Source organism: Nonomuraea jiangxiensis (assembly GCF_900099965.1).
In the GTDB taxonomy this organism is placed as follows: domain Bacteria; phylum Actinomycetota; class Actinomycetes; order Streptosporangiales; family Streptosporangiaceae; genus Nonomuraea; species Nonomuraea jiangxiensis.
Genome location: NZ_FNDJ01000013.1, coordinates 76942 through 97025 on the forward strand (window position 1 = coordinate 76942; position 20084 = coordinate 97025).

21 protein-coding genes, 1 tRNA gene and 1 pseudogene are annotated in these 20084 nt (G+C 69.1%); 10 read left to right on the top strand and 13 right to left on the bottom strand.

From position 1 onward, the window contains the following. Nucleotides 1-166 precede the first annotated feature (166 nt). Nucleotides 167-2851: a type I DNA topoisomerase gene (gene topA / locus BLS95_RS27540; protein WP_090937332.1), complete on the bottom strand. Its 2685-nt coding sequence runs from the start codon at nt 2849-2851 to the stop codon at nt 167-169. Nucleotides 2852-3040: 189 nt separating this feature from the next. Between topA and BLS95_RS27545 the strand changes: the two genes are divergently transcribed. After that, complete coding sequence (locus tag BLS95_RS27545) at nt 3041-3226, top strand: DUF5703 family protein (protein ID WP_090772450.1); 186 nt, start codon at nt 3041-3043, stop codon at nt 3224-3226. Between the two features lie 171 nt (nt 3227-3397). Here BLS95_RS27545 and BLS95_RS27550 read toward each other — a convergent pair whose 3' ends face one another. Next, on the bottom strand, nt 3398-5593 hold the full coding sequence (locus BLS95_RS27550; protein ID WP_090937335.1) for a chaplin family protein: 2196 nt from the start codon (nt 5591-5593) through the stop codon (nt 3398-3400). 227 nt (nt 5594-5820) lie between these two features. Next, on the bottom strand, nt 5821-6447 hold the full coding sequence (locus BLS95_RS27555; RefSeq protein ID WP_245765309.1) for a hypothetical protein: 627 nt from the start codon (nt 6445-6447) through the stop codon (nt 5821-5823). Between the two features lie 339 nt (nt 6448-6786). Here BLS95_RS27555 and BLS95_RS27560 point away from each other — a divergent pair. Then, nucleotides 6787-6872 (top strand) — tRNA-Leu (locus BLS95_RS27560). A 100-nt stretch (nt 6873-6972) separates the two neighbouring features. Here BLS95_RS27560 and BLS95_RS55880 read toward each other — a convergent pair. Continuing rightward, nucleotides 6973-7095: an integrase gene (locus BLS95_RS55880; protein WP_176993403.1), complete on the bottom strand. Its 123-nt coding sequence runs from the start codon at nt 7093-7095 to the stop codon at nt 6973-6975. Beyond that, on the bottom strand, nt 7092-7355 hold the full coding sequence (locus BLS95_RS54435) for a site-specific integrase (protein ID WP_176993404.1): 264 nt from the start codon (nt 7353-7355) through the stop codon (nt 7092-7094). The genes BLS95_RS55880 and BLS95_RS54435 overlap by 4 nt, the downstream gene beginning before the upstream one ends. 180 nt (nt 7356-7535) lie before the next feature. Here BLS95_RS54435 and BLS95_RS59875 point away from each other — a divergent pair, with 180 nt between their 5' ends. The 3 genes from BLS95_RS59875 to BLS95_RS27575 all read left to right on the top strand — a co-directional run bounded on the left by BLS95_RS59875 (nt 7536) and on the right by BLS95_RS27575 (nt 9023). Further along, a complete protein-coding gene (locus BLS95_RS59875; RefSeq protein WP_425434754.1) occupies nt 7536-7640 on the top strand; it encodes a hypothetical protein in 105 nt (34 codons plus the stop codon). Nucleotides 7641-7732: 92 nt separating this feature from the next. Beyond that, nucleotides 7733-8359 (top strand): DUF5753 domain-containing protein, encoded by a 627-nt coding sequence (locus tag BLS95_RS27570; protein WP_245765310.1) that lies wholly within the window; start codon nt 7733-7735, stop codon nt 8357-8359. Nucleotides 8360-8441: 82 nt separating this feature from the next. Beyond that, a complete protein-coding gene (locus BLS95_RS27575) occupies nt 8442-9023 on the top strand; it encodes an SMI1/KNR4 family protein (protein ID WP_090937339.1) in 582 nt (193 codons plus the stop codon). A gap of 272 nt (nt 9024-9295) precedes the next feature. Here the strand turns inward: BLS95_RS27575 and BLS95_RS27585 are convergent, their stop codons facing one another. Continuing rightward, nucleotides 9296-10552: a recombinase family protein gene (locus BLS95_RS27585; RefSeq protein WP_425434750.1), complete on the bottom strand. Its 1257-nt coding sequence runs from the start codon at nt 10550-10552 to the stop codon at nt 9296-9298. 9 nt (nt 10553-10561) lie between these two features. Here BLS95_RS27585 and BLS95_RS59880 point away from each other — a divergent pair. Then, nucleotides 10562-10783, top strand: a pseudogene (locus BLS95_RS59880) (IS701 family transposase); the annotation flags it as partial. A gap of 317 nt (nt 10784-11100) precedes the next feature. Here the strand turns inward: BLS95_RS59880 and BLS95_RS27590 are convergent. Continuing rightward, nucleotides 11101-12750 carry a hypothetical protein gene (locus tag BLS95_RS27590; protein ID WP_090937343.1) on the bottom strand — a complete coding sequence of 550 codons (1650 nt, stop codon included), beginning with the start codon at nt 12748-12750 and terminating at the stop codon, nt 11101-11103. A 158-nt stretch (nt 12751-12908) separates the two neighbouring features. Between BLS95_RS27590 and BLS95_RS55885 the strand changes: the two genes are divergently transcribed. Then, complete coding sequence (locus BLS95_RS55885; protein ID WP_176993405.1) at nt 12909-13067, top strand: hypothetical protein; 159 nt, start codon at nt 12909-12911, stop codon at nt 13065-13067. A gap of 43 nt (nt 13068-13110) precedes the next feature. Here BLS95_RS55885 and BLS95_RS54440 read toward each other — a convergent pair whose 3' ends face one another. The 6 genes from BLS95_RS54440 to BLS95_RS27615 form a co-directional block, all read right to left on the bottom strand. Further along, nucleotides 13111-13527, bottom strand: coding sequence for a hypothetical protein (locus BLS95_RS54440; protein ID WP_143043894.1), 417 nt, complete (start codon nt 13525-13527; stop codon nt 13111-13113). Between the two features lie 323 nt (nt 13528-13850). Then, nucleotides 13851-14054, bottom strand: a complete 204-nt coding sequence (locus BLS95_RS54445) for a hypothetical protein (protein WP_143043895.1) — start codon at nt 14052-14054, stop codon at nt 13851-13853. Between the two features lie 32 nt (nt 14055-14086). After that, nucleotides 14087-14554 carry a hypothetical protein gene (locus tag BLS95_RS54450; protein WP_143043896.1) on the bottom strand — a complete coding sequence of 156 codons (468 nt, stop codon included), beginning with the start codon at nt 14552-14554 and terminating at the stop codon, nt 14087-14089. Nucleotides 14555-14753: 199 nt separating this feature from the next. Continuing rightward, complete coding sequence (locus BLS95_RS27605; protein ID WP_090937349.1) at nt 14754-15098, bottom strand: hypothetical protein; 345 nt, start codon at nt 15096-15098, stop codon at nt 14754-14756. A 131-nt stretch (nt 15099-15229) separates the two neighbouring features. After that, a complete protein-coding gene (locus BLS95_RS27610) occupies nt 15230-16090 on the bottom strand; it encodes a helix-turn-helix transcriptional regulator (RefSeq protein WP_090937351.1) in 861 nt (286 codons plus the stop codon). Then, complete coding sequence (locus tag BLS95_RS27615; RefSeq protein WP_090937352.1) at nt 16087-16938, bottom strand: phytanoyl-CoA dioxygenase family protein; 852 nt, start codon at nt 16936-16938, stop codon at nt 16087-16089. Before BLS95_RS27615 ends, BLS95_RS27610 begins: the two co-directional genes overlap by 4 nt. A 153-nt stretch (nt 16939-17091) precedes the next feature. Between BLS95_RS27615 and BLS95_RS27620 the strand changes: the two genes are divergently transcribed. From BLS95_RS27620 to BLS95_RS27630, 3 genes are read left to right on the top strand one after another with little or no spacing between them, the layout of a single operon-like run. Continuing rightward, nucleotides 17092-18276: a LacI family DNA-binding transcriptional regulator gene (locus tag BLS95_RS27620; RefSeq protein ID WP_090937354.1), complete on the top strand. Its 1185-nt coding sequence runs from the start codon at nt 17092-17094 to the stop codon at nt 18274-18276. Nucleotides 18277-18281: 5 nt separating this feature from the next. Continuing rightward, complete coding sequence (locus BLS95_RS27625; RefSeq protein ID WP_245765342.1) at nt 18282-19202, top strand: ABC transporter permease; 921 nt, start codon at nt 18282-18284, stop codon at nt 19200-19202. Further along, on the top strand, nt 19199-20074 hold the full coding sequence (locus BLS95_RS27630; protein WP_090937358.1) for an ABC transporter permease: 876 nt from the start codon (nt 19199-19201) through the stop codon (nt 20072-20074). The genes BLS95_RS27625 and BLS95_RS27630 overlap by 4 nt, the downstream gene beginning before the upstream one ends. Nucleotides 20075-20084 lie beyond the last annotated feature (10 nt).

Here is a 20084-nt window from a genome sequence, read left to right on the forward strand (position 1 = left end):
CCACGATGCTACTTCCGGCGAGCACGTCGGACGGCCCCCACGACCGACGGCTCCTCACCACCGATGGCCCCACGTCCGACGGCCCCTCACGACCGACGGCCCAACGTCCGACGGCCCAACGTCCGACGACCCCCGCGACCAGCACCCTCCCGGAGGAGGCGCGCTCCTACGGCTTGGCCGCGGGTTTCTTCGCGGGAGCCTTCTTCGCCGGCGCCTTCCGGGTGGTCTTCTTCGGTGCGGGCGCCCGCTCACGCCGCTCGGCCAGCAACTCGGCCGCCCGGTCGATCGTGATGTCCTCGACCGTGTCGCCCTTGCGCAACGACGCGTTCGTCTCACCGTCGGTCACATAAGGCCCGAACCGCCCCTCCTTCACCACCACGGGCTTCTTGGAGTTCGGATCGTCGCCCAGCTCGCGCAGCGGCGCCGCCGCCGTGGCCCGCCGCCCGCGCTGCTTCGGTTGCGCGAACAGCGCCTTGGCCTGCTCGATCGTGACCGTCAGCAGGTCCTCCTCGGACGCCAGCGACCGCGAGTCGCCGCCCTTCTTGATGTACGGCCCGAACTGCCCGTTACGCGCCACGACCTCCTCGCCGTCCAGCTCCCCCACCACCCTGGGAATCGTCAGCAGCCGGAGCGCGTCCTCCAGCGTGATCGTGTCCAGCGACATCGTCTTGAACAGCGAGCTCGTACGCGGCTTCGGCGCGTCGGCCTTCTTCGTGCGCCGCTTGGGAGCGTCCTCGTCCACGGCCGGCTCGGGCAGGACCTCTGTCACATAAGGCCCGTACCGGCCGTCCTTGGCCACGATCATGTGCCCGCTCACCGGGTCGTGCCCCAGCTGCCGATCACCCGTCGGCCGCGAGAACAGCTCCTCCGCCTTCTCCGCGGTCAGCTCGTCGGGCGTCATGTCCTCGGGAACGTTCACCCGGGCGCCGTCCCGGTCCAGATAGGGGCCGTAGCGCCCGACCCGCAGGACGATGTCCGTGCCCTTCACCGGGAACGAGCTGATCTCCTTGGCGTCGATGTCCCCCAGGTCGGTGACCATCTCCTTGAGACCCTCGTCACCGTCGGCGCCGTAGTAGAACCGCTGCAGCTCCGGCACCCGCTCCGCCCGGTCGTTGGCGATGTCGTCGAGCACCTTCTCCATCTCGGCCGTGAAGTCGTAGTCGACCAGGTTGCCGAAATGCTGCTCCAGCAGGTTGACCACGGCGAACGCCAGGAACGACGGCACCAGCGCCGTCCCCTTCTTGAACACGTAACCGCGGTCGAGGATCGTCCCGATGATCGAGGCGTACGTCGAAGGCCGCCCGATCTCCCGATCCTCCAGCTCCTTGACCAGCGAGGCCTCGGTGTAACGCGCGGGCGGCTTGGTCGAGTGGCCGGCCACCTCCATCCGCTTCGCGGTCAGCACGTCGCCCTCGGCCAGGCTGGGCAGCCGCTTCTCGGAGTCGTCGCGGTCGGTCGAGGGGTCGTCGGCCCCCTCCACGTACGCCTTCAGGAACCCGTAGAAGGTGATCGTCCGGCCGGTGGCGCTGAACTCGACGTCCTCGCCGGTGGCCGACCTGCCCGCCACCTTCACGCTGATCGACTCGCCCACGGCGTCCTTCATCTGCGAGGACACCGTACGCTGCCAGATCAGCTCGTACAGCCGGAACATGTCGCCCGAAAGCCCGGTCTCGCCCGGCGTGCGGAACTCCTCGCCGGAGGGCCTGATCGCCTCGTGCGCCTCCTGCGCGCTCTTCACCTTGCTGCTGTAGACGCGGGGCTTGTCGGGCACGTATGCGGCGCCGTACAGCTTGATCGCCTGCGAGCGCGCCGCCGCCACAGCGGTCTCCGACAGCGTGATGCTGTCGGTACGCATGTAGGTGATGAACCCGTTCTCATAAAGCCGCTGGGCCACCTGCATCGTGTATTTGGCGGAGAACCCCAGCTTCCGGCTGGCCTCTTGCTGCAATGTGGTCGTCCGGAAAGGCGCGTACGGCTTGCGCGTGTACGGCTTGCGCTCGACCGACCTGACCGCGAACGACGAATCCCGCAGCCTGGCGGCCAGCTGACCCGCGGCCTCCTCCGACAGGTGCAGCACGTCGGCGCTCTTCAGCCGCCCCGTACTGGCGAAGTCACGCCCCTGCGCCACCCGCTTGCCGTCCACCCCGGTCAGCGCCGCGGTGAAGTCGCGCGGCCGCTCCTCCGGCTTGTTGGTGTCGAACAGCGCTTGAAGGTCCCAATAGTGGGCAGGGGTGAACGCCATGCGATCCCGCTCGCGCTCCACCACCAGCCGCGTCGCCACCGACTGCACCCGGCCCGCCGACAGCCGCGGCTTGACCTTCTTCCACAGGACGGGGCTGACCTCGTAGCCGTAGAGCCGGTCAAGGATGCGCCGCGTCTCCTGGGCGTCGACCAGGCGCAGGTTGAGGTCGCGCGGGTTGGCGACCGCGTCCTGGATGGCCTGCGGGGTGATCTCGTGGAACACCATGCGATGCACGGGGACCTTCGGCTTGAGCACCTCGCGCAGGTGCCAGGCGATGGCCTCGCCCTCGCGGTCCTCGTCGGTCGCCAGGTAGAGCTCGTCAGCGTCCTTCAGCAGCTGCCGCAGCTTGTTGACCTGCGACCTCTTGTCGGGGTTGACCACGTACAGCGGCTCGAACTCGTGCTCGACATTGACACCCAGACGCGCCCACGGGAACTCCTTGAACTTCTCAGGGATGTCGTCGGCCTTCTCCGGCAGGTCGCGGATGTGGCCGATGCTCGATTCGACGATGTAGCCGCGCCCGAGGTACCCGGCAATCGTCTTCGCCTTGGCTGGCGACTCGACGATGACCAGGCGTGTTCCGCCGGCGCTGCCGTTCTTGGCTGGCACGCTGCTTCCTACCTCGCTGTTCGCTTGCAAATCCCCCTGCCGGGAGTGGGCACAGACTGAAAGGTAACCCGACTCTCGGAAATTTCCTTCCCCGGGGCTACCCACTAGCTTCCGGCTCCACCCGCAAGCACGCAGAATAAGGCCCATCGAGCGGCATGGCGCCCTGACTCACCCTGGAGACTAATCGTTGTGCTCGACTACTCCTACATGGATATCTTCATTCCGCGCGACCTCACTCGCGAAGCAGCACGTCAACTGCTGACCGAACACGCAGAGTACGGTCAGTGGGAGCTCGCCCGCGTACGCGTCCATCCCGACGGAAGCCGTCACGTACGGCTCCGCCGCAAGGTCATGCGGGTACGCCGCACGCTTTGACTCGCCGGTTGACCGTGGACGGTCGGCCGCGGACATGGCTTTGCCCGCCCCGGGCCGCGCCCCCGGAACGGGCAAAGCGTCTACCGCTGACTACTCACAGGTAGGTGAGCAGTAGCCGGACCTTGTACTCGTGCTTGCCATTTCCCTTACCTGCCGGCGAACCGAATCCGCCTACTTACGGCCGAACCGGACCCGGCGAGCAGCCCCGAACAGCATGACCGAGGCGGCGAACAGCGAGCCGAGCATGAGAGCCAGCAGCGAGCTGGAGTTCATCCCGGTGACGCCGGCGGGCTGCTCGGCGCTCATCAGGCCGAGGCCGGAGACCGGCAGGCCGCTCGTGGCCGAGGTCACGGCGCCGCCGACCGGGGTGGAGGCGACCAGCTGGGTGGCCGGCTGGAGCGGGGAGATCGCGTTCGTCGGGCGAGAACGCCCGGCCTTGTCGGCCGGCGCGGCGTGCGCGGTCCTCGACGGCTTCCGCGCCTCGGCGGGCAGGCCGGGCAGCTCGGGAACCTGCGGCAGGCCGAGCGCCTGGGAGGCGTCGGCGACCACCGGCAGGGACGTGGCGGCCTCGCCGACCACGGGCAGCGCCTTGGAGGCGTCCTGGACCATGGGCAGCGTCCTGGAGGCGTCCCCGACCACGGGCAGCGCGGTCATGTCACCGGCCGAGGCGGCGGTGTTCGCGTCCTGCAGCGGCTGGGCGATGCTGTTCACGTCCTGGAACTGCGTGCCGACGGCGCCGGTGTCCCGCAGCCGGTCTGCGAGCCCCGTTCCTCCCTGCAGCGGCGCGGCGGCACCGGTGACGCCCCGGAGCCCCTGGGTGACCCCGTTGGCGTCCTGCAGCCCGGACAGGAACGGCACGGCAGGCACTATCGGCAGCAACCCGCCCTTCGGGGGCGCCGCCTTGCCGGTGGCGTGGGCGAAGCGGTTGAGGCCGGGAGACCCGGCGCCGGCCTTGCCGACGTTCGCCCCGCCCAGGCAGCCGGCCGCGGCGTCACCCAGCACGGCCACGGCGTTGCCGCAGACATTGATCGGCGCGGTGATCGGCGCGACGACCTGGTTGCCCGCCAGCACCCCCGCCCTGCCGGAGGTACGGTTGCCGCCGCCACCTACGCCCCGGTGCGGCCATGCGTGGGCGCCGCCCTTGCAGTGGGCCTCCGACGCCCCCAGCACGGCGGCCGCGTTGCCGCAGACGTTGATCGGGGCGGTGATCGGCGCCACGGCCTGGTTGCCGGACAGGACGCCCGCGTTCCCGGAGGTACGGTTGCCACCCGCGCCCCGGCCGCCGTTCTTGACGTGCGCGCCGCCCTTGCAGCCCGCGAACGCCTGGCCGAGCACGGCCACCGCGTTGCCGCAGACGTTGATCGGCGCGGTGACCGGGGCGATGACCTGGTTGCCGCTCAGCACGCCGGCCCGCCCGGATGTGGTGTTGCCGCCGGCCCCTGACCCGCCGCCAGAGTTCAGTACGCTCGCGCCGCCCGTGCACCCGGCCGACGCGTTGCCCACGGCGTTGCCGCAGGCTTCGACGGGCAGGCTGATCGGGGCGATGACCTGGTTGCCGCTGCCCACCCCGAAGCGCCCGTCGGTGTCGTTGCCGGTCGATCCGACCTTCGCGTGCCGCTGGTAGCGGCTGCCTGGACCGCCGTTGTTGGTGACGGTCGAGCCGCCCCGGCAGCCCGCGAACGCCCGTCCGGCCACCGCGATCGCGTTGCCGCAGATGTTCACCGGGGCACTGATGGGCGCGACGACCTGGTTACCGCCGAGCACGCTCGCGTTCCCCGAGGTACGGTTGCCACCCGCGCCGACACCGGTGTTGTAGACGCTGGAGCCGCCCTTGCAACCCGCCGTCGCGTCCCCGAAGATCGCGACCGCGTTGCCGCAGAGGTTCACCGGGGCACTGATGGGCGCGACGACCTGGTTGCCGCCGAGCACGCTCGCGTTCCCCGAGGTACGGTTGCCGCCCGCGCCTCCCTTGCCCTGGTTGCGGACGGTGGCCCCGCCCTTGCAGCCCGCGTCGGACTTGCCGATCAGGGAGATGGCGTTGCCGCAGGCGTTGATCGGGGCGCTGATAGGCGCGTTGACCTGGTTGCCGCCGAGCACGCTCGCGTCGCCCGAGGTCCTGTTGGGGATGCCCCGGCCGTGGTTGACGACCTCGGCGCCGCCCTGCGAACTGGCGCTGGCCGAGCCGACCGCGGCGACGGAGTTGCCGCTGATGTCGATGGGGAGGGAGACGGGCAGGTCGACCTGGTTGCCGCCGCCGACCGACGCGTCACCCGAGGTGTCGGCCAGTGCGGCGCCGGCGCCGCCGAACGACATGACGGCGACCGCCAGCAGGGCCGCGGGGGTTGATGCCTTTGCCCACGTACGCATGATGAATGCTCCTAGTGGTTCTTGGGGGGATACCTGAACGGTTCGCGGGCAGCCCGGGGCCACACGTGGTCTCTCACGTACAGCGGAGACCGCGGGCTCAGATCACGAACCGGATGTACTGACATGTGCACCCGCCGGCGGAGGGGACGCTCGCCACGCTCCGCCGCGTACCTTCGAGCAGGAGCCGGTGGCCGATGAATGCCTTGGCCGGCGCCTGGGGGCGGGAATCAGTCAGGTGAGAAAGAAGGATCGTCCGCCGCTGTGCGAACGACGGGGGTCGGCACCGACGCCAGGATGGCGCGCCGGGCCTGCAGCCGCGGGTCGAACACGGACCTCGCGACATCCCCCGCAGCGGCCCCGAACGGGCCACTGCCACCGCCGTTGGGCACCAGTCCATCGGTGTCCAGGATCTTTCCGGCGGTGGACGGTGCGGGCAGGCCAGGATCCGACTGGCTGTTGAGCCCATCGACCGTGCGTCCGGCCATCGCCTCGGCGTTGTCCGACGCCGAGGCGTCCGTACGGCCTCCGAGGCCGTACGGCTGACCGGTGAGGTCGTGGGGCTGAGGTGCGCCGACGTCAGTCGCCGCTGTCGTGGCCGTCGTGGCGGTCACCATGGTGTCGTCCGCGGCCGCCGGAGCGGCGGTGAGCATGCCGAACACAACGGCAAGCAACCACCCGGCGGCCACCAGGACGCCCATGGCGAACGCCCGCACGACAAGCCGACGGGCACCGGCCGCGAACCGCGCCATCCGGTCGACCCGATCGGTGGCCGCGCCGTGCGCCGGGGCGGTCACGGGCAGGCAGCGCGCAGCGAGGGCATTCGCCCTCAGCCACTCCACCGCCGCGCGCGCCACGTGACCTCCCCAGCTCCAGAACCGACCTCACGATGTGAGGCCGGTCCGTGGACTCACCCCTCAACGGTCCGTAACCGTAGCAGCACCCAACGTTGCCGCAAGCGTTTTTCACGAGAGCCCCAGAAATTCGCCAACCCCCGAGCTCCCAATCCCGCCCCAACCCCCGCAACCCGCCCCCCGCCCACCACGAAACCACCATCAGCAGCCCCCGCCCGGCCCATCACCAGCCGCCCGCCGACGCTGTGAGGAGGACCGAGGATTCTTGGTATGACGCACCCCGCAGAGTTTGCTAACCTTACTGAGCCGACGCGAGATGACGGTCTCGCGTGCAGGCACCAAGTCCGGGTGGCGGAATAGGCAGACGCGCTAGCTTGAGGTGCTAGTGCCCAGTGATGGGCATGGGGGTTCAAGTCCCCCCTCGGACACCCAGGAGACCCCGAGTTTGTGCAGGTCACAGGCTCGGGGCTTTTGCTTTTTCGCCACCAGAACGAGCCGTGATACTGCGCTGATACTTCCCGGCCTTGATCAGCCGTTGCTGCCCATGATCGCGGCGAACCTCTCGACGGCTTCACGCTGGATCGTCGGGAGGCAGTGCGAGTAGATGTCGAGCGTGATGCTCACCGTCGAGTGCCCGAGACGCTCGCTCACGATCTTCGATTCACGCCGGCAATCAGCATGATCGTGGCGTGCGTGTGGCGGAGGTCGTGGAGCCGGATGTCGGGCGGCGGCTCAATCCCCTGCTTGGCGAGTTCCCTACGGCAGCGGGCGAGATGCTCCTTGAACGTGCGGCTGAACCGCTCCGGGTGCCGCCACACGCCCTCATGGTCACCGAACACGAGGGCGTCGCCCTGGGCCAGCTTGAGGGCCAGGCCGCCGCGCTCCTTCTTGTGCTGACGGAGGAGCGCCACCGTGAGGCGGCGTCAGTGCAGGCTTCGGGCCCTCCAGGGGGAAGAGCAGGAGGAGGGGCGGGACCGCGAGGGCGTAGGCGATGACGAGCAGTTCGTCCACGCTGATCTCCCGTCGCCTGATCCCAGTCTTCGCGCGGCGAGGGCGACAAGGTGGATAGCGAAATCATCACCGACCAGGCGGTGACCAAGCTGTGTGGTGAGGCGTTCGAGGCCGTCTGGCAACGCGCCGTTCCCCACGAGGACTACCGGCCCGTCTGCTGGCAGGCTGGCACTCGTCGAAGGTAAGCCGTAACGAGCATGCCCAGCGCACCCCTTCCCCCGCCGATATCCGCGCCTGGTGCCGCCGCTGCGGGGTGCCAGAACAAGCACCTGACCTGGTGGCCTCCCTTGAGGCGATCGAGGGGATGTTCGTCGAGTGGCGGCACATGGAACGTACTGGGCTGAAGAAGGCTCAGGAGGCGGTCGTGCCTCGATGGGAGAGGACACGTCACTTCCGCATTTACTCCTCCAAGCTCATCCCTGGGCCACTGCAAACCCGCGCCTACATCACCGCCATCCTTTCGGCGCTCATGCGGCGTCGCGGTCTCCGAGACGATGTCGAGGAAGCGGTTCAGGTGCGGGTGGACAAGCAGCACGTCATCCACGAGGGCGACCATCGGTTCGCCGTAGTTCTGGAGGAGAGCGTCCTACGCGCGCCAATCGGAGGGGCCGACGTCATGGCAGGGCAACTCGGCCACCTGCTCACCGTGAGCGCCCTGCCCTCGATATCGCTCGGCATCATCCCGCTCGACGCCGACCGGTCCACCATGTGGCCTGTGGAGGGGTTCTTCATGTTCGACGACGCCGAGGCCACCGTCGAACTCGTCTCCGGCCACCTGACGGTCACACAGCCCCACGAGATCGCCCTGTACGCCGGGGCGTTCGCCGAACTGGCAGCCCTGGCGATGTACGGCAAAGCCGCCCGCGCTTTGATCACCAAGGCGATCCAGGCCGTGGATGGCTAGGACCTGGCTCAATGTCGGTTAGGCGGCACAGCTCGGCCGTACATCGGCTGAAATGTCGGGCACAGCCGTTAAGGTCCCCGCCATGGCCATCTCCAACGCCCCTCGCTATCCCTGGAACAATCTTCTCCACACCGTGAACAATGCGGCCCAGGAGTACTTCGCGCAGTACAGGGCTCGTCTGGCGCAACGCCCAGCGCAGTCGGACGACGGATTCGGCCGTGCGCCCTGGCTCGGCGCAACCGGCGCCAGTGACGCCGAGATCGTGCGGCACGAGGAGCGGCTCGGCATGCGCCTGCCGGCAAGCTACCGGGAGTTTCTCCAGGTCACCAATGGCTGGGATGAGTACAGTCATTCAAGTCTCCGCCTACTGACTCTGGCTGAGGTTGGGTGGACTCGTGATGTCGAGCCGATGATCGCCCAGATCTGGGATGGCCTGGATGGTGCCGACCCGCAGGACAAGTGGTATCTCCACCAAGAGTCCGTGTCTGCCAGCCTCTGTGTCTCCGAGGAGATCGAGGGGCAGGTTTGGCTGCTCAACCCGCACGTAGTCGGGCCGGACGGCGAGTGGGAGGCATGGGACCTCGCGAGCTGGCATCCGGGAGAGGTCCGCTACCGGTCGTTCTGGGACCTCATGGAATACCAATTCGGCAGGTACCTAGCGTGACTTCGGTACACCTTGCCGTGAGCCTGCCTCGGAGAGCGCCGACTCCACAGCCCGAACGGCGGCCAGGATGCATGGCGTTGGCGTGACAATCGCGCGGGAGACGAGATGCTCAGGCCCGTAGCGTGAGTGAATCTCCGCGAGGCGTTCGGTCACGTCGAAGTGAGTGCCATCGGGGGCGGGTGGTCATGTCGCAAGGAGATCTCACTCGTTGTGGATCTTTGACACACCCCAGTACCGTCAGGCCAGCTCAGAGGCCTCAATGAACTTAGATATCAGGCCCTAGCGACGAGCCGCCTGTGCTGATTCTTGTCGTGATACTTCGTGTGATACCGCCACCCACGTATCCGGATGTTCTTGGATGCACGCGCCCGAGATCGAAAACCGCTCCGCAGCAGCTCACGGCGCATTTCTAGGTATCCGGATGACCGCGGAGGTCCCCCGGGTGCCAGGAGTTCAAGTCCCCCCTCGGACACGTACCGGTCGCCTATGGGGTCCTGGTCACGACTAGATGTGACCAGGACTTTCTGTTTTGACAGGTGGTAGGTCAGTCGCAGACCGATCTTCGCGTAGATCTTGCACTTCCGGATTGGGTCGGCGTTCGAGAGCACTCGCACCATGTCTCCCAGTCTGTGTGTGATCTCCGCCCACTCCTCCCGCCCCAGCCGATTCTGCGGCGGTACGTGCGCGCTGCTGAGCCGTTGCTCGGCCGCCTTCTTGCGGACGAGCTCCTCCTGGATCCAGCCGGCGACCAGAGCCGGTTCAGCGCCCGCCTCAAGGGCCGCCCGGTGCTGGGCGAGCTTGCGATCGCACTCGGCGATCTGACGGCTAGCAATGACGAGAGCTTGGGCCTCCGGCGGGACCAGGTCCTGCGCGGCCACCAGAAGGGCAAGAGTCTGATCGACTCGGTGCGGCGCGAACAGCCGGCCGAGCCAACGGTCGAGTCGCGGAACCACGCGGTCTTCGCGTAGATAGACGTTTCGGGAATGCATGAGGTGGTTGGCCAGGGCGTACTCCTCGGGGAAGCGGCACCGGTAGTAGGGCGCATCGTTGACCCATTGGCCCTGCATCTTGCGGTCGCAGATGCCGCAGTACAGCAGCCCTCGAAGCTGGTACGGCTTCGAGGTGGGCTTACGAGTCTTGTCCGTGTGGTGATTGCCCCGCCCGGTCAGCGTCGTCTGAACGGCGTCGAAGTCCTCCTTGGACACGATCGGCGGATGAACAACCTTTTCCGACCAGACCCAGTCCTCCTTGGCGTTCCACCTGAGTCTGGTGGTGTGGCCCAGGCCGACGTCATCCACGTTCATGAGGACCTCGTGCTTACCTTGCCGGTTCCACACCTGATGGCCCAGATAACGAGGATTGGTCAAGATGGCGCGCACCGCGCTCTTGGACCAGGCAACGCCGGAGCGGTGACGCTTCCGGGCCGGATCGTGCGCCGACGGGCTCGGGACCCCGTTGCGGGTAAGCCTCTCGGCTATGGCGAACAGGCCGTAGCCATCGAGGAAGGCGGCGAAGATCTCTTCCACCACGGGCGCGGCCTGCTCGCCCTGGCTGTGCTGACGGTCATCGCCGCCGCCCAGCCCCCAGGCACCACCGACGACCGCATCCCGCTGACCCTGCCCGAGATCCGCCGGCTGCTCGCCACACTTGTACTGACCCGGCACCGCCCCCTCACGGACTTCCTGTGCTGGTCACACTGGCGCCGACGCCACCAAGCCACCGCCCGGCACTGCCACTACCAACGCAGATCCGACCCATGATCGCGAAATGTCACTGGAGTATCAGCCGAGCGGACCGTCCCCGGGCTCGCCGGCGCCAGCGGCCCTGGGGGCGAGGTCTGGTACGGCGGGGGACCTACCCGGCCTTCCGCCCAACGCTACGAGCGTGAATCCGCGCACGGGAAGGAAGCCGATGAGCGACGACTGGCGACCGCGTTCGGCGGACGTGCTGGTGCTCCTGATCCAGGCGTACCTGGCGTACGTCCCCTGGCTCCTGGAACACGTCGACGGAGCCTGGTGAGTCACCACCGGATCCCGGCCGAGGTGCCCGGCCCGGCGGCCGGGCACCGGTCGTCGGGTCACTTGACGATGATCTGATGGGTGGCCTGGGCCGGTCCGGTCCCGCCGTCCCCCGCATAGCTCGCGAGGTAGCTGTACCTGCCGGCGTTGGCGGGCGTGTCGGTGAACGTGTACGTGCCGTCGGCGTTCACCGTCACCGGCGGGAGCTTGACGGTCTTACCGCTGGTGCCCTTGACGTACAGGGTGCGCTGTACGGTGAGCGTGGACCCCGGAGAGGGCGGCCTGCCATCCGCCGTCAGGACGCCGCTCAGCTCCACGGCCGTGCCGACGACGCCGGACTGCGGCCCTGTCAGGGTGAGCGTGGCTTCGCGCTTGACCGTCACGGTGGCAAAGGCGCTGCTGCGGCGGTGGCCGTCGTCACCGTCCCAGAACACCCAGTAGATCACCTCGCCGACGTACGGCGGCAGCTCGAAGACGGGCGTGTCCTGGAAGGTGAACGTGCCGTCCTGCAGCGTCGTCACGCCGGTGATCGGCAGTTTCGTCCAGCCGGGCAGGTACTGGATCACCGTGAGCGGCTTGAGCCCGAGCGCCTCGCCGTCGGCGCTGGTGAGCCGCCCCTCGACGGTGATCGGCGAGCCAGCGTACGCGTCCGCGGGGGCCGTCACCGTGAGCTTGGTGGCCGGTAGCGCGACGCCCGTCACCCGCCACAGCAGCAGCCGGTCCGTGGAGCTGCGCAGCAGCGCAAAGACGTCCGTGCCGGAGAACGCGACGCCGTCCGGGAGCAGTTCGGCGTCCGGCTGGTCGGCCGCGAACAGCTCCGCGCCCGTCGCGGCGTCGTAGAGGGTGAGGTCGGTGCTGCCCCACTGGCGTCCGGCCGCGACGTACGCGCCGTCCGAGCCGAGCGCCACGGCGGACGGGTACCCGTCCCAGCCGTCGCCGTAGGTGCCGGTCGCCGCCAGGGTCCTGGTGTCGTACCTGGTGAAGTGACCGGGGGTGTCGGCCGCGCTGAACAGGGTGCCGCCGTCGGAGCTCAGGGTGAGGTCGCGCAGGTAGTCCATGCGCCACTTCTTGCCGTCGATCGTGCCGCGCAGCTCCGGGGTGCCGCCGCCGACGTCGTAGACCAGCATGTCGGCGTGGTGCAGGCTGGTCCGGCCGACCACGAGCGTGTCGCCGGCGGCCGCGAGCACGGGAGCGCGCATGTGCTCGCCCCCGACCGCAACCGGCACCGGTGTGGCCGCGCTCAGATCCAGGCCGACGACGCCGCCAGGGCCGTTGTCGCACGCGTGCCCCACCCACAGCCGCTCGCCCAGCAGTGCCAGGGTGGACGGGCACGGGTGGGCCGACAGGTCGATCCGCCGGGTGACGGCGAGGCTCGCGGTGTCGATCTCGGCCACCTCGTTCGAGCCGGTGAGCGCCGCGTACAGACGGGTGCCGTCCGCGTTCACGGCCAGCTCGCGGACGCCGGACAGGCCGGTGACGACGCCGCCGGTGAGGTTTCCGTCAGTGTCGGCCACGATGATGCGGTCGCCGGCGGGAACGAACACCCGGCCGCCGCCGACGGCTAGGTCGGCGGTGTAGGAGTCGGTGACCCCCAGATCGGTGGTGGTGCCGGACGCCGAGGCGGCGGGGGCCGTGACGGTGAGCAGGCCGGTGATCAGGCCGGCGGCGCCGCAGTAAGCGGCTAATCGGCGAACCAGGGGTGGGGGCACGAGAGCCTCCTGTCGAGATGGGAACATGAGTTCTAATAACGTCTCACGGGTGCTCCCACGTCAAGATCATCCGGTCGCGCGAAACCAAACCGTGATCAAGCACCCTCCGGCGTTCGAGACCGGGACGATTGTCGGTGCCCGCTGACATAGTCGTCGCCATGACGATTCCCCTCACGCGGGTCCGCGCCGTCCGCGGCCACGAGCCGGCGCTGGACGGGATGACCCTGCGCTGCAGGAAGACCGGCGGCCAGCTGCTGGCGTCCGTGCCCAGGCCGTGCGGTCCAGCCGGGTCGGTGAGCAGTTCGGGCGCTGCTTGAGCACCTGGACGGGCACGAGAAGGAGTGCCGCGCCACCGTAGAGTCATGGATGCTGAACGGGCTGCCGGTGCCTGCCGGGCTCCTCGCCGGGTGTGGCTCGACCCCCTGGTGGCGGGTCTGCCTGCGGCACCTGGTGGTTCGTGTAGAAGGGCGGGCCGAGCTGCTGGAGGAGGTGCCCGGGGACGGGCGGGTGAGCGTCAGGATGGCGGACGGCAATACAGGCAGGCCCCGGTTCCGGCGTCAGCGCCTTGCCCCCGTTGCTGCTGTCGCCGTCACCGTTGTAATGCTCGGCAAGTCGATCCATCTGCACCCAATTGTGCACCGTGTAGGGACTGATCCCCAGATCCCGCGCCACCTGAGATGACGAGGAATCCGCCTTGGCGGCGGCATCGTCCAGGCGCTTGCAGAAACAGCGGATCCTCGTGATGCCGGATCCCCATTCCGTTGAATCGATCTCCATCCATCAGCTGCCCGACGCCGGGCAGTGAAATCCCGCGCCGTTCCCCCACACGAAGCGGTGTCGCACCCCGGGGCCATATCGGCACCATCCTGCTGCCCTCGGTCTCCACGGACAGGCAGGATTCCTGGCTGATCCACCTCACTCGTCCGGCAACGGGTACGTAACTGTCCTCTCGCGTGTCGTGCACGAGAATCTGTGGATCGGCACCTACCAGGCAGACGGCTTCCGGACACGCTGCCGAAGAGGATGCGGGTGTAGGAGGGACAGATGTGCATCCCGACAGGAGCGCGACGCCGACCAGCGTGGCAGCGATGGGCACTGCCCTAATCACGGCCTCCAGCGGCTAGGCGGGTGGCGAGTGTGGGGTGGGCGGCATAGTCGAACTTGACGCCGGCGAACGGCGGTTTCTCGCAGGGTGTTCCCTGGTTAGTCCCGTGCCATCCGCACAGTCCCGCACGCCCCTCGGTTTCGGCGTTGTGGTTCTCCGGATCGAACGGCTTGACCCAGATGACCTTTTGGTTGTTCATACGCCGAACGTACGCCGATGGCGGTGCCCGCGCTATTTGCCGATGTCCAGCCAGACGGTTACGACGACACCGGCCGCAAAGAAGAACGCTCCACTGATGATGTTCAGCCACATGCCCTGAAGAAAGGATTTCTTGCCGCTCTCCTTCAGCCGGGCCTCCAGCCTCGCGTCCAGCAGCTTCTCCACCGCCTGGCGCTGCTCTTCGTGCATCGCGGCCAGGTTCTCGGCGTCTTTCGCCTTTGCCTCCATCTCCTTGGCTGTAGCGCTCCGTGCCGCGATTTCGGCAGTCAACTCGTCCAGCAATGTTGTCGATCGTTTAAGGATCTCCGCCAGTTCATCCGCGCGGCTCTCGATCGTCGGTGCGCCGGTCGGAAGGACTTCATCTGTTTTCTTGCGCCGATCGAGCCAGGCGCCGAGAGCCGACGCGAGAGCACTTAGCAGTCCGGCTGCTGCTGAGCCGCTAATTACCGTAGTCAGTAGCTCCAAGCCTTCGAACGCCACGGGGCACAGACTAAGGCGGCCACGTCGGCCTGTCGCTGCGAGTGACCAGATCGGTACATACGACTGCGGTATGGGATTCCCCGGGCGCGAGCAGGTGCCCTTGCCGAACTGTTCAGCTCCGAATCGTTGCGTGCAGGGCGTGCTCAAGCCGGGGGAGGAAGCTGCTGACGTACGGGTTGCGTTGGCGGCGGTGCAGCGCTCACAGAGGGCTCGGCGTTGATGGGCTGCTTCGTTGGTCCGGTTGTGCGCAACCGGTCTGCAGCAGGTCGATGCCTTGGGCGAGCAGCGTGCGTTCCTTGGCGGTGATGCCGTCACTCGGCGAAGACATGCCGAGGTGGATGAGGGCAAGTACATCCAGCGTGGCCCGTTGGCCGGTGAGCGGCCGGTCGATGGTGCAGCTTCGCTGGAAGTCCGTGTGGCGGTCCGTTGTCGCGTAGGCGAACGCGAGGCGGGAGAGGACCGAGGCTCGGACGGCGGCCGGGGCGGCGTCGCTGGCGCGGAGGGCGGCCTGGAAGCCGTGGGAAGCCCGGGTTCCAGCTGCCATGGGAAACGGCCGCGGCTCCTGGGCCTCCTGAATCGCCGACCAGAGGCCGGGCGTGCCGCGGGCCTGGCGCGTACCGGCGTCGTTCAGAGGATGTCCGGGTGCGCGTGATCGTGTGGCAAGAAGGCCGGCGGTCAGGGGGTGTGGAGGAGTGCTTCCAGGGCGGTGAGGCCGTGGGATTCGGCGGGGGACGGGGGTGCGGACTCCGGGGCGGTGTCGCGGAATGTGGACGGCGCCATCCCGTAGACCGCCCGGAACCGGCGGGAGAAGTGGTAGGCGTCGGCGAAGCCGCACTGCACGGCGATCGCCCGCATGGACAGGTTGCTCTGCCACAGCAGCGGTTCTGCCCTGGCCAGCCGGAGCAGTTCGATGGCGGCGACCGGGCCGATCCCGAACGCGCGCCGGAAGGTACGCGACAGCGTGCTCGGCGAGACCTGGGCCGCCGAGGCGAGGTCGCGCATCGGGATCGGCCTGGCCACCCCGTCGGACCAGTGCTCGCGCACCGCGCCCAGCATCGCCGTCAGCGGCGCGGGCAGGGTCGCCGGTGCGCGGTGCGCGGGCGTGGGGTCGGCCAGGAACGTCAGCACCAGCAGGCGCAGCGTCTCGCAGGCCAGGTCCCGCCACCCCGCCGGGCACTCGGAGCCCAGCCACAGCAGGTAGCGGCACAGGGCGCCCATCGGGTCGTGCCGCCCGGTCAGGTCACGTACGAGCGGCCAACTGGACGGCACCTGGCCGGTGAGCGTGAAGTGCACGTACGCGTGCCGGGTCGGGCCGCGCGGATCCCAGCGGAACGCGTCACGCATCCCCGGACGGATGAGCAGCAGCCTGCCCGGGGTCAGCGGCAGCGCGACGTCGTCGCACAGCCAGGTGGCGCTGCCGCCGAGTAGCCAGACGAACTGGTACGACCTGGCCACCCGCGGCCCGAACGCCGAGCCCGGCGGATAGCCCGCGACGCTCGGCCCCAGCCGGGCCACCAGGTCGACGGAGATCGTCATCTGTCACAACCGCCCTCCCGGTTCGGGCGGATCCGCGGCTTGCGCACGTCCTCGAACCCCTTGTACGCGTACGGATCCTCGCCGGCGACGAGGACGACGTCCCGGAAGTCCGCCTGCGCCATGCCCGTCCCCTCCGGCGGGGTGGCCCAGGGCAGCAGGGACTCGGCGCTCATGTAGTGGTTGACCAGCGCCCGCCGGTAGCCGTGCGCGGCGGTGTTGGGCAGCGACTTGTGCAGCAGGTAGCCGTTGAAGACCACCACGCTGCCCGCGGGAACCTCGACGGGCACCGCGTCGGAGTCGCGGAACGGGAAGCCGTACGACTCCATCGTGCAGTCGTAGCGAGGGTCGTCGTGCTCGCGGTTGGGGTAGAGCACGCCACGCCGGTGCGATCCTGGCAGCACCCAGAGGCAGCCGTTCGCCACGGTGGCGTCGTCGAGCGCGATCCAGGCCGCCGTGAGCGAGCGGTCGCGGGTGGGGATGAACAGCTCGTCCTGGTGCCACGCCTGACCCGGCTCGCCCTCGGACTTGATGAACAGCATCGACTGCATCGCCTTGACGTTCTGGCCGATCACCGACGTGAGCGCCGAAACAACCGCGGGATGGCGCATCGTGGCGAGCATCAGGCCGGAGAGCTTGTGCGGGTAGTGGACGCACAGGAACTTGCGCAGCACCTCGTCGTCGGTGTCGCCGGCGCCCGCGGGGAGCGCTCCGCTGATGTCGCCCCGCTCGCCCCTGCAGATGCGGACGGCCTCTTCGAGCAGCTTGTCGACCTCGCCGGGGTTGAGCGCGCGGTCGAGTACGACATAGCCGTCGCGGTCGAACGAGGTCTTCAGGGCCGAGTTCGTCATGGCCCCATCATCACCGTCGCGACCCGGTCCCGGCCATGGCCCGATCACGCACGCGGATGGCGAATTTTGTCACCTATTGACGTGTCCGGAAACAGGCAATTAACATCCCGAGCTACTTACTAATACGTATTAACAGCCTCAATGAGAGTGGGCATGACTCCTCCTCCACGGCAACGGCGAGCGACCCAGCTCGACATCGCCAGACGCGCGGGTGTCTCACAGGCGACCGTGTCGCTCGTACTCAGCGGCGGCGCGGCCGGCGCCCAGATCGCCGAGCCCACGCGGCAGGCGGTCCTGGAGGCGGCCGCGGAGCTGGGCTACTCGGCCAACGTCGCCGCCAAGAGTCTCAGGGGCGGCCGCACTCACCTGCTGGGCCTGTACACGTTCGAGCCCGTCTTCCCGACCGACCAGCGCGACTTCTACTACCCGTTCCTGCTGGGCGTGGAGGAGGAGACCTCGCGGCAGGGCTACGACCTGCTGCTGTTCACCTCGATCGGCTCGGGGGCGCGGGAGATCTACACCGGTGGGGTGAACCGGCTGAAGCTCGCGGACGGCTGCGTCCTGCTGGGCCGCAACGTGCGCCGCGAGGAGCTGGCGGAGCTGGTCAGGGAGGACTTCCCGATCGTCTTCATCGGCCGCCGCGAGCTCGACGGCGCGGAGCTGTCGTACGTGGCGGCCGACTACGTGACGGCCACCAGCGACATGGTCGCGGAGCTGGCCCGCCTGGGTCACCGCAGGATCCTCTACCTGCGCGCGGTCGAGGACACCGAGCCGACCCGCGATCGCGAGACCGGCTACCGGCAGGGCCTGGCCGCGGCCGGGATCCCCGTGGACGAGTCGCTGATCCGCGCGCTCGCCGACCCCGCCGACCTGACGGCCGAGTACGTCGAGCACTGGACGGGCACGGCGGGCGTCACCGCGATCCTCGTCGAGCCGAGCGAGGACAACCGGCTGACCACCGCGCTCGCCGCGACCAGCGCGGACGGCCGGGTGAGCTTTCCCGCCGACTGCTCGATCGCGCTGCTCGGCGACCCGCCGTCGTGGACGCCCGAGCTGCGCGACTGGACCCGCTTCTCCCTGCCCCGGGTCGAGATGGCCCGCACGGCCGTGCAGCTCCTCATCGGCCTGCTGGACCCGCCACACGGCACGCCCCAGCAGGTCACGGTGCCGTGCAGCTTGGTGCCGGGCGACTCGATCGGCCCCGCCCCCGGCCAGGCCGCCGCTCCCGGCCAGGCCGCCGCTCCCGGCCAGGCCCCTTCTCCTGACCAGGCCCCTTCTCCTGATCGGACGCCTTCTCCTGATCGGACGCCTTCTCCTGATCGGACGGGGTCACGGTGACGCGCATGGTGGTGCGGCGGCTGCTGATCGGTGTATTCGTGATGTGGGGCGCGGCCTCGGTGATCTTCGTCATCGTCCGCGCCGCGCCGGGCGACCCGGCCGCGGTGTTCCTCGGCCCCGACGCGACCAAGGAGCAGATCGCCCGGCTGACGGCCACGCTCGGGCTCGACAAGCCGCTGTTCGAGCAGTACGTCCGCTACCTCGGCGACGTGCTCAGGCTCGACTTCGGCGAGTCCTACCGGCTCGGCCGGCCGGCCATGGAGGCGGTGTTCGAACGCCTGCCCGCCACGGTCGACCTCACGCTCACCGCGACGGCCATCGCGGTCGTGGCCGGTCTGGCACTCGGCCTCGTCGCGGGCAGCCGGCCCGGCGGCGCGGTGGACCGCGTCGTGTCCGCGGCGACGATCGCGCTGCAGTCCTTCCCGACGTTCTGGGTGGGGATCATGCTGGTCCTGACCTTCGCGCTCGGCCTGCGCCTGCTGCCCAGCGCCGGGGTCGGCACGCCCGCGCACCTGGTGCTGCCCGCGGTGACGCTGGCCTTCCCGTTCACCGCCATCGTCGCCCGGCTCACCAGGAGCAGCGTCACGGAGTCGATGCGCGAGCCGTACGTGCAGACGGCGCGGTCCAAGGGGCTCAGCGAACGCCAGGTCCTGCTCGGGCACGCGCTGCGCAACTCGCTCATCCCGGTCGTGACGATCGTCGGCCTGCAGATGGGCGCGCTCATGGGAGGCGCGGTGATCGTGGAGAACGTCTTCGCCTGGCCCGGCCTCGGCTCCCTGGTCGTGGACGCGGTCGCCAACCGCGACTACGCGGTCGTCCAGGCGGTGACGCTGCTGATCGCGGGCATCGTGATGGTGCTCAACATCGTCGCCGACGTGCTCTACATCCGGTTGGATCCCCGCATCCGGACGGAGGCCAGGTCATGAGCCAGGCGGCGGTCCTGCCCCAGCAGGTGGCCACGCGCCGGTGGCGCAGGGGCGCGCCGGCCCGGGTGCCGTACGTGGTGATCGCGCTGTACGCGCTGGTGGCCCTGATCGGGCCGCTGGTCATCGACTACGACCCGGTGCACACCCCGCTCACCGACCGGCTGCTCGCCCCCGGATCCCAGCTCTCCTCCGGCGGGGTCGCCTGGCTCGGCACCGACGCGCTCGGCCGGGACATCCTCGCCCAGGTCGTCTACGGCGCCCGTACGTCGCTGACCATCGGGCTGGCGACCGTGCTGGTCGCGTGTCTGGTCGGCGTCACGATCGGCGTCGTCGCCGGCTACGCGCGCGGCTGGCTGGACGCGGTGCTGGCCCGGATCACCGACGTGCTCCAGGCGTTCCCGGCGATCCTGCTCGCGATCGTGATCGCCGGTGTGTTCGCCCGCAGCGTCCCCGTCGTGGTGCTCTCGTTGTCGGTGACGGCCTGGATCTCCTTCGCCAGGGTCACCCGCGGCGTCGCGCTCTCCCTGCGCGAGCGGGCGTGGGTCGACGCGGCCCGGGTGATGGGCGTGCCGGTCCGGTCGATCATCGTCCGGCACGTGCTGCCCTTCACCGTCGGCCCGGTCGTCGCGCTGGCGACGCTGGAGTTCGCCCTCGTCGTGCTGGCCGAGGCGGGCCTGAGCTTCCTCGGCATCGGGCTCCCGACCGGGGCCGTGTCGTGGGGGCAGACGATCGCGAACGGTCAGCAGTACCTGGAGACCGCCTGGTGGATCTCCACGCTGCCCGGCATCGCCCTGTCCCTGCTGATCATCAACATGGGCATCCTCGGCGACCAGCTCACGGCCCGTTACGGGCAGCGCCGTACCCGTTCCTGACCCCCCTTTC